Origin of the sequence: Paenibacillus sp. OAS669, assembly GCF_014873645.1 — a bacterium.
Classification (GTDB): domain Bacteria; phylum Bacillota; class Bacilli; order Paenibacillales; family NBRC-103111; genus Paenibacillus_S; species Paenibacillus_S vulneris.
Map to the genome: position 1 here is coordinate 194,840 of NZ_JADBDR010000006.1, position 12,490 is coordinate 207,329.

The following is a 12,490-nucleotide window of genomic DNA, read 5'->3' on the forward strand; positions in this document are numbered from 1 at the left end:
CCTTCCCTTAAGGTTTGCCCCTTGAGCCCGAGGCATGTAACTCCTTGTGTGATCCGCTAGATGCTTTTAAACGGGCGCATTGCTTTTAATTCGAACGTGTGGAAGCCGTCCCTCAGCTTTTCATTGATTTCGCGAAGCCTCTTGACATCCTCGAACGAATACCTTCGAGCTCCTCCTTTCGTTCTGGCGGGAAAGATGAGCTTGCGCTCCTCATAGTAGCGAATTTGTCTCTCCGATAAGCCCGTTAACTCCTTAACGATTCCGATGTTCATCACTTTTTCTTCCATCATAATTACCTCCTACGTAATTTTAATGTTAAGTATTATGGCCGATGAAAAGATAAACGAACCGTTTTCCCCCATTTCTTGAGTCGATTCTAACAAAAACCGCTTTGAAATTGCAATGATTTTCGAAAAACAAAAAAACAATGTTAGAAAACCTTACAAATTTGAAGTCAAATAAAAATTTTTTTGGTACGATCTCGTTGTGAGGTTGAACCACTTTACCCTAAAGGAGTCGAGGAGCATGGAGACAAAGGAACCAACGAAAGAAATGACCCGAAGGCAGTTTCTAACCACCGTAGGTAAAATCGGCGGGTCCGCAGCCGTATTTAGCGTCATGGGGACGCTGGGCCTGCTTTCGCCTGATACTTTAAAGGCAGCCGAATTCACCCCTCCGAATCAAGGCGATTTGTCTTCCACTCACCGCAGCGGCAAAAAAATCATCATCCTCGGAGGGGGCATCGCAGGGATGACCGCAGCCTACGAGCTTGGGCTGGCCGGATATGACTGCACCATTCTGGAGGCGCGAGCCCGTGCAGGGGGCCGGATCTGGACCGTGCGCAGGGGAACGACCGTCACCGAGATCGGCGGCGTCAAACAGGTGGCCCGATTCGACGAAGGAGAGGCCATGTACCTGAACGCAGGGCCTATGCGGATTCCACAATTCCATGTCACGATGGAATACTGCCGCAAATTCGGAATTGCCATCGAGCCATTCAACAATGTTAACGAGCACGGTTACTACTACAACGAGAACGCAGGCGAGCTATCGGGGCGCAAAGTCCGAAAACGGGAAGCCAAAGCAGATGTAAGAGGGTATGTAGCGGAAATGCTGGCCAAAGCGGTCAACCAGAACGCACTCGATCTCCCGCTGACTCCGGAGGAAAAGGCGAAGCTGGTTGAATACTTGAAGCGCGAGGGCGACTTGAACGCCGATCTGTTCTATAAGGGGTCGGAGCGCGGAGGCTATATCGAGGAACCGGGTGGCAAGCTGGATGCAGGCGTACGCCGCGACCCGTTCGACATGAAATCGATCATCACCTCCGGCTTCGGCAATTTCTTCAGCAACGAGTATTCGTACGACCAGCAGATGATGATGTTCCACCCGGTAGGCGGGATCGACCATATTGCCAAAGCGTTCGAGAAGCGCCTGGGCAATCGTATCCAATTCCATTCCGAGGTCAAGGAAATTCGGCAAAACGAAAGCGGCGTGCGCATCACGTACACCCATCTGGAAACCGGCGCAACCAAGGAAATTACCGGGGATTACTGTATTTGTACGATTCCCTTATCGGTGCTAAAAAGCATCCCGGCCGACTTCTCCCCTGAAATGGCGGACGCCATCTCCAAAGTTAACTACGTATCCGCAGGCAAAATCGGCCTTCAGTTCAAACGCCGCTTCTGGGAGGAGGATGAGCAGATTTACGGCGGAAGCTCCCTGACGAATATGGATATTACCCAGATGTATTACCCGCCGACTAATTATTTCGGCAAAAAAGGGGTTTTGCTTGGTTACTACGTAACGGGCGCCAACGCCGACAAGCTCGGGAAAATGTCCCTTGCGGAGCGTGAAAGCTACGCATTAAGCCAAGGGGCCAAAATCCACCCGCAGTACCACAAGGAATTCGAGGCCTCCTTCTCCGTGCATTGGAAAAACATCAAGTATAACCTGGGCGGTTGGGGCAGCTATTCTGCCGACGAACGCAAGACGTTGTATCCAACCTTATGCAAGCCGGATGGCCGAATTTACCTGGCCGGCGAGCACATCAGCTACATTCCGGCCTGGATGGCCGGAGGCATCGAATCCGCGCGCAAAGTCGTCACCGAAATTCACGAACGTGTCATGAAAGAATAGAGGAAGGGACGGTCGATCGATATGTATAGCAAAATCAAAACCATTCTAGCGGTAGGCCTGCTGTCTACAGCTATCGGAGTCAGCGCCTATGCGGAGGAAACACCGAACAAGTACCCGGCGGAACCGGTGAATGAAGCCGAGTTTTACGGCAATCCCACCTCGACCATCTCGGGAGGCGTTTCGGTCCCGGCAGGCTCGGCTTACCTGTACACCAGCGGAACAACACCTCCGGTTCTGAACAAGGACGGCGCTACGGTGTATGAACGTTACGGGGACACGAAGACTCAGGCTGAGGGCGTCCTGAAGAACATTGAAAACCAGCTGAAGGAAAAAGGCTTGACCCTGAAGGACGTGATTTACCTCCGCGCCTATCTTACAGCCGATCCAAGCAAGGATAACAAATTCGATTTCAAAGGCTGGAACGAAGCCTATGCGGAGTATTTCAACAATGAATCCAATCCGGTCAAAACCGCCCGTTCAACTGTCGGCGTAGCTGGACTGGTCAACGAAGATTGGTTGATCGAGATCGAAGCCGTGGCGGTTTATCCGAAAAAGCACAATCAAAATTAAGGCAAACGGATGCTTGAACAACACAACATACAAAATGAGGAGTTGAGCGTGTATGCTTCAAAACATCGGCTTTCCAGGTCTCATGATGATTTTGGTGGTTATCTTGATCTTATTCGGTCCTTCCAAGCTTCCGGAGCTTGGAAGAGCGGTCGGCCGCACTCTGCATGAATTCAAATCATCCGCGCGCGAGCTTGTTTCGGAGCACAAGGAGAGCGGCGAGGATTTCAAAGAAGCACCGCAAAAGGAGCATAAGGAAGCCGCCGAAAGAAGCCACGCTTAAATGCTTAAAGAGCCGCCTGTACCGGATCAATTCCCAGCTCTTGAAGCCGCTCACCAAACTCCCGCTTCAAGGCGAGCTTCTCCTCTTCCCCCAGGAAGGCGGCCTCTACTCCGTTCATAATCAGCTGTGCGATCTCCTCCAGACTGAAGCCGAATCGATCCGCAACGACCTCATATTCTTTCGTAATATCGGTTCCCGAGACACTGGGGTTATCCGTATTGATCGTAATGAGGATGCCGCTATCAAAATATTCCCGAATCGGATACGCATCCCAGCCGGATACCGCCTTGGTCTGAATATTGCTCACCGGGCACATTTCCAATGGAACCTTGCGTTCCCTTACCATATCGAGAATGGCGCGATCCTCCTTCAGCCTGACCCCGTGGCCGATCCGCACCGCCCCAAGATGAGTAATAGCCTCGTATACGTTATCGGCTCCCCCAGCCTCCCCCGCGTGGATCGTTACGGGAATGCCTTTGGCCTGTGAGCAGGCGAACACCTCGCGGAACCATTGCGGCGGGTACGACGCCTCATCCCCGGCCAGATCCACGGCCGCAACTCCTTTGCCGATAAAACGTCCCGCCGCCTCTACTACCTCCAAATTGTCCTCATAGGAGTGGTTGCGCATGCAAATGGCAATCACCCTCGCCGTCACCCCATACTCTTCTTCCCCGCGCCTTAAGCCTTGAACAACCGACCGGATCGTATCCTCTACCGTTAATCCCTTCCTGCGATGAAGCTGCGGAGCAAAGCGCACCTCCACATAACGACAGTTATGCTCGGCCGATTGCTGCACCATTTCGTACGCAACCCTTTCCAGAGCCTCCCTAGATTGAAGGAAGGGCAGCACGAAGTCAAACTTGCTCAAATACTCCTGTAGACTCCCGCATTCCTCATTCACCTGAATGTAGGGAAGCAGATCCCCACCTGCGCTAACCGGAAGCTCCATTCCCTGCTCCTTGGCCAAATCGGCAATCGTCTGAGCCTGCACACTCCCGTCCAAATGCACATGAAGATCCACCTTTGGCAGCAGCCGCAGCAGTGCCCTATCCACCCTGTTCGCCATCCTCATCCACTTCCTTCATCGGAGTTATCATCCTTCATCGCTTAATTTTCATCTACTTTAAATGAATGTTACTTATATGTCAATATATATTACACAAAGTATTCATTTGTGATTCTTTCTTGTCACTTTATTTGAAGTTCAAGCTGTTTTTAACCTGGATAACACAAAAAGTCCCTACGACACCCATCATCGTAAGGACGTATTACCATATAAACCTAACATAAGCTAACATCTGTTGGACAAAACGAAAAGGAGCTATGGCTCCACAGGATTCTGATAAAACATAACATGTTGAAGGCTGGGAAGCTTGGATAGCTCGATGGGTCTTGATTCGAATAAATTATTGCTCAGATCGACAAAGCTAAGCCTCTTCAGATTTACAATGGAGGAAGGGAGCCTGCTTAGAGGGGTAGCATTGATGGTCAAATGCTCTAGCTGGGACAACTGCCCGATCTCATCAGGAAGCTCACGGAATGAGCCTGTTTCCTTCGCAGGCAAGGGTTCCCCTTCTCCCCATCGATAGTAGCTGCAGCAGCTTATTTGCAGTCTCTTCAATCGATGAAGCCGCCCGATCTCCTTGGGTAACGGCAGCAGATCTGCAGTGTATACGATGAGCTCCTCCAGCTGCTCCAGCTCGAACAAGCTCTCCGGCAGCCTGCGGATTCTTCCTTCGAATATCGTCAGCGACTTCAACGATGTGACCCGGCTGATCTTCTCCGGGACATGGTCCAGATCATAGCCGGACAAGTACAGCTTCTCCGCATTATGCCGAATGGCATCGTTCAGAAATGCGTCCAGCTCTGCGTTAAATTCCCCCTGCAAAAATAAGCCGTTGACCTGCTCCGAAAGAGCTTTGCCTTCTTCTTCATCCATATTTAGCGTCATGATCTCTTCATGTGCAATGTTAATAAGCCAATCTTTACCCGAATCGTCCAAAAAGCATAAATCCTCCGGGAGCTTCGGATGCTGCCAGGCCAGCAGCCCGTCTGCCTCTTCCTTCAGAACCTGCGCTGCTTCTTGGCAGCTCCTGTAAAAGTACACCGTAGCTCCGTAAGAATAAGCAATTTCCAGAACTCGCATTAAGCTATCCGCAGCCTGTTTTTTTATTAAAAAAGGCTCTAGCCTCTGAACAACCCGGATACAATTGGGGCTGTGATCTATTTGCCCTCTCATGGCAAGCACGAACATCGGGCACCGGCTGATGGCATAGTCAATGAGATGACGGTAAGCCTGCCCTTTCGGATTATTATAAATACGTATGATGACGAATTCTCCCCTTCCAAAGCTATATTATAAAAAGTATTTTCGCTTACTGAGAACATATACCAATATCACTAGTGAGAGAACCAATGGATATGAAAAAATAACACCATTCCCATTAAAAAACATTACTTTCGCGGTCACTTGAAACAGAACATAGACAATTAAAATAATGAAAGACCATTTTTTCAGAAAATAAACGCCGGCGCCGATCGAGACGCAAAAAAGAATTAACAACAGCCTGGTCCATTCCTCATATTCATATGGCAATCCAAGCGCTTCAGACAAGCCGGGGTTAAACCACACTCGTTCCCCAGGAAGAAAGAGCGAGACAAGGAGCATTAACCCGTATAGCATGTACAATCCGCTGATGATGACCAAACCCGGTGGTCTTTTTATCCCCATCCAACCCCTTAACTTATTAAATGGAAAAAACTATAAATCTTGTATGATTCTATTGTAATATAATTATTTCAAATATCCCAATCTGGAAGTCTTTCTTCCGGAGGAGGGTGCAAATGGGCTTCGAAGCTGATTCAATTGATATGAGGGGAGCCCCGAAATTTATAAATTCTCTAACGTCCAAAAAGCCTGCCCCAAAAAAGGACAGGCTTCTTCATTATGATGCTTATTTATACGCTTTTGCTACTTCTCCAACCATCTCAGCTACAGATTCCAAGCCGCCGCCGGACAGGTACCAGTAGTTTTGATCCAAGTACACGATGTGGTTGTTTTTGAATGCATTCGTTTTCTTCACAAGCTCGTTTTCAACCAGCGATTTAGCGCCTGTTTGAGCTGCTCCGCCTACGGCTGCACCGCGGTCTACGACGAACAGGTACTCCGGATTTTTCTCTGCGATGAATTCGAAGGAAATGCTTTGGCCATGAGTGGACACTTCAAGATTCTTCTCAACGGCAGGAATGCCCAAGACGTCGTGGATCAAGCCGAACCGGGAACCAGGTCCGTAAGCGCTGATCGTTCCCTCGTTAGCCAGGATGATCAGGGCGTTCTTGTTGCTTGCCGCCACTTGCGTTTTCACATCTTTAATCGTTTGTTCGATTTTGGCGACCTCTGCATCAACGGCGGACTCTTTGCCGAAGATTTGGCCGATCATTTTCATATTTGTTTTGAATGACTCCAAAAATTTGGAGTTGTCTACGCCAACATACAAGGTAGGAGCCAGCTTGCTGAGCTCAGGGTAAGCAGCCTGCTGTCTTCCGGAGATCAGAATCAAATCCGGCTTGATGGAGCTGATTTTTTCATAGTCCGGCTCTTGCAGAGTACCGATGTTTTGATATTTGCTGTCTTTGTATTTAGCCAGGTAAGGAGGCAGGTTCTTTTGAGCTACGCCTGCCACTTCGATACCGAGCTTATCCAGGGTATCCAGAGCGCCGAAGTCGAATACGATGACTTTCTTAGGATTTTTCTTAACCTTGGTCTCGCCCAATTGATGCTTGAAGGTCAATTCCTCATTGCCCGCTGGAGTCGCCGCCGGCGTTTGTGTGTCTCCGCCTCCGCCTGAAGCAGGAGCCGCCCCGTTAGAAGAATTCGAGCCGCTAGTGCCGCAAGCTGCCATGAACACAGCCAAACAAAGGACGATCAACAGCATAGGTAAACTTTTCTTCATCTTAACCACCTCTTTAATTTAATAGAAATCAATTATTTTTTAACCGGCATACGGAGAACCCGCCGCCAAATAATTTCGGTTATTTAAAGTAAACGCAAATCTTGTTGCCGCGAATGTTCTCTATCTCGATATCCATATCATAGACTTCCCTCAGAACCGACGATTCGATAATTTGATCGGTCGTCCCTTCCTTGATGACCTTGCCGCCTTTTAGCGCCACTATATAGTCCGAGTAACAGGAGGCAAAGTTGATATCGTGAATCACGATCACAACCGTCTTGCCCAGCTCATCGACCAACCGGCGCAGCACCTTCATAATTTGCACGGAATGCCGCATATCGAGATTGTTTAAGGGCTCGTCTAGCAGCACATATTCGGTATTCTGCGCGATGACCATGGCAATATAGGCTCTCTGGTTCTGTCCGCCGCTCAGCTGATCCAAATATTTGTGCTGCATGTCTTCAAGCTCCATATAGGCGATGGCCTCGTCGACATACTTCCAGTCCTCCTTAGTCAGCTTGCCTTGGGAATACGGGAACCTCCCGAAGGAAACCAGCTCACGGACCGTAAGACGAACATTGATCTGATTCGACTGCTTCAGGATCGAAATCTGCTTGGCCAGGTCTGCGCTCTTGCATTGGCTGATATCCTTGCCGTCGATCCATATTTCTCCCGCATCCCGGGTCGTCAGCCGGCTGATCATCGACAGCAGCGTGCTTTTGCCCGCTCCGTTAGGTCCGATGAACGATGTAATTTTCCCCTTCCCGATCTGGACCGACACGTTCTCTACCACATGCTTGTCACCGTATCGCTTGGAAACTTGCCTTACTTCAATCATTTCGATTTGCTCTCCCTCAGCAGAAGATATAGAAAGTACACGCCACCGATCAGGTTAACGATGACGCTTAACGTCGTGTTGAATGTGAACACCCGCTCGACCACGAGCTGTCCGCCGACTAAGGCCACAATGCTGATCAGTATGGAGGCCGGTATCAGCAGCGCGTGCCGGTAGGTCTTCATGAATTGGTACGTCACGTTGGCGACAAGAAGCCCGAGGAAGGTAATAGGACCCACCAGCGCAGTCGCTACGGAGATGAGAGCTGCTATAACAATTAACAGCCTTTTGACAACGTAGTGGTAATCGACGCCCAGGTTGATCGCCTGATCCTTGCCTAACGAGAGGACATCCATGTACTTCGCTAACCGGGAATAATAGACAGCGACCAGAACGATAACCACACTGCAGATGATCGTCAGCTTGCCTTGAACCTTGTTGTAGCTGGCAAACATTTTGCCCTGAAGCACGAGGAATTCGTTAGGGTCAATCAGCACCTGCATGAAGGTGGTCAGACTGCCAAGCAATGTACCCAGAACAATCCCGATCAGCAGAAGGAAGTAAAGATGGCTTCCCTCTCTCTTGAACATCATCTTGTACAGCAATGCCGCAAACAGCATCATCACGGCCAGGGTCAAAACGAAGTTCACATTGTTATCTACCAGAAGCTTCGTCGTGGAGCCGAACATGTATACGACCCCGGTCTGCGCCAGCATATACATCGAATCCAGACCGATAATGTTAGGCGTCAGGATCCGGTTGTTCGTAATGGTCTGGAAGATAACCGTCGAGAAGGCTATACATCCTCCCGTCAGCACCATAGCTGCGATCTTCCAGCCTCTTCTCGGCAGTACGTAGGCCCAATTGTCACCGACATCGATGAATAAAAACACGGCAATCAGCGCTAATGCGAATATAGTTAGTGATCCGAGCTTTGCCCTATACGTCATATGCCTTTCTCCTCAACAGTAAATAAAGAAAAATAGCGCTCCCCAGCACTCCGACCGTCAGTCCGATCGGAATTTCGAACGGGTAGATGATCACCCGGCCGAGAATATCGCAGAACATGACGAATACAGCCCCGAGTACCGCGGTATGGGGAAGATTTTTCTTCAGATTATCGCCGTGATACAGCGTAACGATATTGGGAATAATCAGTCCCAGGAAAGGGATGGTTCCCACCGTAAGCATGACGACGGAGGATACGAGTGCAACGATAACCAAGCCCAGATTGACTACCCTTTTATAATTCAGTCCCAGGTTGATGGAGAACTCTTCCCCCATCCCTGCTATCGTGAATTTGTTGGCATACAGATAAGCAATAATAACAACCGGGATACTGATGTACAGCAGCTCATAACGGCCTTTCATCGTCAACGCGAAATTCCCTTGCAGCCAGGAAGAAATGTTTTGGATCAGATCATACTTGTACGCAAAAAAAGTAGAAAAGGACGTAATAATATTCCCGAACATCAAACCGACCAATGGGATAAAAATAGCATCCTTGTATTTCACCTTATCGAGTATTTTCATAAACACGAATGTGCCCAGCAGAGCAAACACAAAAGCTACGAGCATCTTCTGCATCGGGGTGGCGGAGGTGAACAGCAGCAAGGAAACGAGAATCCCAAGCCTTGCCGAATCGTCCGTTCCTCCGGTTGTCGGCGATACGAACTTGTTCCGGCTCAGCTGCTGCATAATCAGTCCGACTACGCCCATGCTGACTCCCGCGATGATGATGCTGATCAAACGGGGCAGCCGGCTGATGAAGAGCACCTGCAATTGGTCATCGCTCAGCTTGAAAATATCCCAGGGTTTAATATCTTTGACTCCTATGAAGACAGAGGCTATGGATAAAATGATAAGCAGAATGACCAAATATCTAAGTTTCATACGAATGCCTTTCTTAAGCCTGGTCGATAATGGTGAGAAGCTCTGCCGCCGGTATTCTTGATTGAGCAGCCGGTACTTTCACCGGATATCCGAGATGGAGGCTTCCGATAATTTTCTCCCCCGGCTTAACGCCTAGCGCTTCCCGGAACTCAGGGGAATGAAGCAGCGGATACGTTTCCCACACCAGACCCAGTCCTTGCTCCCATGCGAGCAGGCTGAAGTTATGTATGATGCAGCTGGTTGAAGCGTAATCCTCTTCCCAGACGACCGGATGGGTGTTCTCCGTCATCACAACAGCTACAAACATCGGCACCGACATGAAGCGGTCGTAAAATTTTTGCCCCAGTTCCTTGCTTTTCTCAGGATCTCTCTCCCTCTTCTCTGCCCCGGATCGCGCAATATCAGCCAATCTACGGCGTCCTTCACCTTGCACGATGACGAAGCGCCACGGCTGTGTCATTTTGTGATTCGGCACCCATACCGCCGTATCAAGCAGCTCCTTTACCAGTTCCATAGAGACAGGACGATCTTCAAATTGATGAACGGAACGACGATCCCGGATCAACTGAGCCAATTCCATCCTCATTACCCCCTTGTGTTGAGTTTCTTCTATATAAATCCATTTTGACGAAATTGATAATCATTATCACTGAGAATCATTTTTACATGAATTCAATATAACTGGAATGGACTTTTCGTTATTTGGGTTGGATTTTTCTATCGGGCACAAAAAAAGAGCCTTTCGGCTCTGAAGCTGTCAAACCGGCATTACTGCCTAATCCCTTTAAGGACAAGGGGGATCAGCTTATCGATAAAGGAATCGTCGATGGCCGCCCCGGTTACGAGCAAGCGGTAAAATATCGGTCCGTAGATCAGATCGATGCATAATTCGATGTCCAGGCCTTCACTCAATTCCCCTCGCCGGATCCCGCGTTCGAGCAATCCGCCCGCCTCGCTTCTCCTCGGCATGATATATCTCGTTCTCAGAGCCTCCGCCAACCCTGAATCAAATTGTCCATGAGCGATTAGTTCCTTGATGATGTTTCCTTCTGTACTGGTCATAAACTTGGACACGCTCGCCGCATGCAAGCGCACATCTTCGTATGCGGATCCCGTATCAGGGACAGGTAATCTTTCCGAAGCCGCGGATAAAAATCCGTCCATGACCACCGCGGCTTTATTAGGCCACCATTTATAGATCGTAGCTTTGCTAACCTTGGCGCGATCGGCGATTTTTTCAACGGTAACCGCATCGAAGCCGCATTCCACAAGCAATTCATAGGACGCGGTAAGGATAGCCGACTGCGTTTCCGTATTTCGCGGACGTCCTCTTTTGCCTGGCATCCGTTTCATCCCCTTCAGCTGGTTTCTCTTGTTTTATAAACAATACGTTCAGTATACATAAATTTTATTGCAAAATAAATGAGTTGCCTATTTACAATACTAAACGTTTAGTTTATTATTAGGTCATACATTTTCTATACTATACGTTTAGTTTATTATTGCAAGGCATAAAGCGCTTTACACCACATGCCTTAATCGAACCTTAGGAGGATGATTTCATGTCTAAAGAGCTTGATTCCAGCCGGTTTACACAGAGTAAGCTGATGCTGCTGGCCGCAATTTCATGCGGATTCATTGTCGCCAACCTTTATTATTCCCAAACGCTTGTCGGTCCGATTAGCCTGGCGACCGGCCTATCGTCTTCAGCGTCGGGATTCATCGTCACCCTAACGCAGATCGGCTACGTTCTTGGTCTGTTGTTTATCGTCCCTCTAAGTGACATTATTGAAAACCGGCGCCTCATGGCAGGTTCCTTATCGATTGTAGTCTTGGCGCTTCTTGCGGCTGCGGGAGCCAGCAGCTCGGCGGTGTTTTTAACCGCATCTCTCATCATCGGACTAGGTTCGGTCGTTGCCCAAATTCTCGTGCCTTTTGTAACCTATTTAACCCCGGCAGAGCATCGCGGACGGGTGATCGGGAATGTGATGAGCGGATTGCTGCTAGGCATCATGCTGGCTAGACCGGCTGCCAGTTTAATCGCCGGTTTATGGGGATGGCGGACCGTGTTTGCCGCATCGGCGGTCGTGACGGCTTTGCTGACAGTGCTTCTGGCACGACGGCTCCCCCAGCGCAAGCCGGTACCTTCTGTCAGCTACGGCAAGCTTCTCGCTTCGCTGGGCAGACTTTTTAAGGACACTCCCGCTTTACGTCGCCGCGCCTTCTATCAAGCTAGCTTGTTCGGAGCGTTCAGCTTATTTTGGACCGTTGTCCCTTTACGGTTGGCTGACGCATTCGGCATGACGCAGCAAGGCATAGCGTTGTTTGCCTTAGTCGGCGTAGGCGGAGCGGTCGCAGCACCCATTGCAGGCAGATTGGCCGATCGTGGCTGGAGCAGGATAGCGACGGGCATGGCCATCAGCATCGCCATTGTATCCTTGCTGCTTATTGATGTATTTCAGGACCACTCCACTCTTGCCCTTGTTCTGCTCTATGTTTCCGCCATTACGCTGGATATGGCCGTATCGGGCAACCTTGTGTTGGGTCAGCGTGTCATTTATTCGTTGGGAAGCGAAGTTCGGGGACGGCTGAACGGCCTGTTCATGGCGCTCTTCTTCATCGGCGGTGCCGTCGGCTCCTCCTTGGGCGGCTGGTCTTACGCCAATGGCGGCTGGAGTATGGCATTGGCACTTGGAATCGTGCTGCCGCTGGCGGCGCTGCTGTACTTCTTCACCGAGATGCGGCAAGGGTACAGCACGTCGAAAGAGCAACGATAACGATCCGCTCGCACTATTGCTAACCTATTTCCATGGCTTCGAAACA

13 protein-coding genes are annotated in these 12,490 nt (G+C 49.7%); 4 read left to right on the plus strand and 9 right to left on the minus strand.

The window, feature by feature from the left end:
* Window positions 1-56: 56 nt before the first annotated feature.
* Window positions 57-287 carry a MerR family transcriptional regulator gene (locus GGC63_RS15355; protein ID WP_079911235.1) on the minus strand — a complete coding sequence of 77 codons (231 nt, stop codon included), beginning with the start codon at window positions 285-287 and terminating at the stop codon, window positions 57-59.
* Between the two features lie 238 nt (window positions 288-525).
* Here GGC63_RS15355 and GGC63_RS15360 point away from each other — a divergent pair, with 238 nt between their 5' ends.
* The 3 genes from GGC63_RS15360 to GGC63_RS15370 are packed head-to-tail and all read left to right on the plus strand — an operon-like array spanning window position 526 to window position 2,986.
* On the plus strand, window positions 526-2,136 hold the full coding sequence (locus GGC63_RS15360) for a flavin monoamine oxidase family protein (protein ID WP_192703049.1): 1,611 nt from the start codon (window positions 526-528) through the stop codon (window positions 2,134-2,136).
* 21 nt (window positions 2,137-2,157) lie between these two features.
* A complete protein-coding gene (locus GGC63_RS15365) occupies window positions 2,158-2,706 on the plus strand; it encodes a RidA family protein (protein ID WP_192703050.1) in 549 nt (182 codons plus the stop codon).
* Between the two features lie 52 nt (window positions 2,707-2,758).
* Window positions 2,759-2,986, plus strand: a complete 228-nt coding sequence (locus tag GGC63_RS15370; RefSeq protein ID WP_079911238.1) for a twin-arginine translocase TatA/TatE family subunit — start codon at window positions 2,759-2,761, stop codon at window positions 2,984-2,986.
* Between the two features lie 4 nt (window positions 2,987-2,990).
* On the opposite strand, the gene add is transcribed toward GGC63_RS15370, so the two are convergent.
* The 8 genes from add to GGC63_RS15410 all read right to left on the minus strand — a co-directional run bounded on the left by add (window position 2,991) and on the right by GGC63_RS15410 (window position 11,011).
* Window positions 2,991-4,052 carry an adenosine deaminase gene (gene add / locus GGC63_RS15375; RefSeq protein ID WP_225948236.1) on the minus strand — a complete coding sequence of 354 codons (1,062 nt, stop codon included), beginning with the start codon at window positions 4,050-4,052 and terminating at the stop codon, window positions 2,991-2,993.
* Between the two features lie 255 nt (window positions 4,053-4,307).
* Window positions 4,308-5,132: a leucine-rich repeat domain-containing protein gene (locus tag GGC63_RS15380; RefSeq protein WP_192703052.1), complete on the minus strand. Its 825-nt coding sequence runs from the start codon at window positions 5,130-5,132 to the stop codon at window positions 4,308-4,310.
* Window positions 5,133-5,940: 808 nt separating this feature from the next.
* Entirely contained in the window at window positions 5,941-6,939 is a 999-nt protein-coding gene (locus tag GGC63_RS15385; protein WP_192703053.1) for a siderophore ABC transporter substrate-binding protein, read from the minus strand.
* 79 nt (window positions 6,940-7,018) lie between these two features.
* Window positions 7,019-7,777 (minus strand): ABC transporter ATP-binding protein, encoded by a 759-nt coding sequence (locus GGC63_RS15390; protein ID WP_192703054.1) that lies wholly within the window; start codon window positions 7,775-7,777, stop codon window positions 7,019-7,021.
* Window positions 7,774-8,724 carry an iron chelate uptake ABC transporter family permease subunit gene (locus GGC63_RS15395; protein ID WP_079911244.1) on the minus strand — a complete coding sequence of 317 codons (951 nt, stop codon included), beginning with the start codon at window positions 8,722-8,724 and terminating at the stop codon, window positions 7,774-7,776. The genes GGC63_RS15390 and GGC63_RS15395 overlap by 4 nt, the downstream gene beginning before the upstream one ends.
* Window positions 8,714-9,667, minus strand: coding sequence for an ABC transporter permease (locus GGC63_RS15400; protein WP_192703055.1), 954 nt, complete (start codon window positions 9,665-9,667; stop codon window positions 8,714-8,716). The genes GGC63_RS15395 and GGC63_RS15400 overlap by 11 nt, the downstream gene beginning before the upstream one ends.
* A gap of 13 nt (window positions 9,668-9,680) precedes the next feature.
* Window positions 9,681-10,247: a nitroreductase gene (locus GGC63_RS15405; protein ID WP_192703056.1), complete on the minus strand. Its 567-nt coding sequence runs from the start codon at window positions 10,245-10,247 to the stop codon at window positions 9,681-9,683.
* Window positions 10,248-10,435: 188 nt separating this feature from the next.
* A complete protein-coding gene (locus GGC63_RS15410) occupies window positions 10,436-11,011 on the minus strand; it encodes a TetR/AcrR family transcriptional regulator (RefSeq protein ID WP_079911247.1) in 576 nt (191 codons plus the stop codon).
* A gap of 218 nt (window positions 11,012-11,229) precedes the next feature.
* Here GGC63_RS15410 and GGC63_RS15415 point away from each other — a divergent pair, with 218 nt between their 5' ends.
* A complete protein-coding gene (locus GGC63_RS15415; RefSeq protein WP_192703057.1) occupies window positions 11,230-12,444 on the plus strand; it encodes an MFS transporter in 1,215 nt (404 codons plus the stop codon).
* Window positions 12,445-12,490 lie beyond the last annotated feature (46 nt).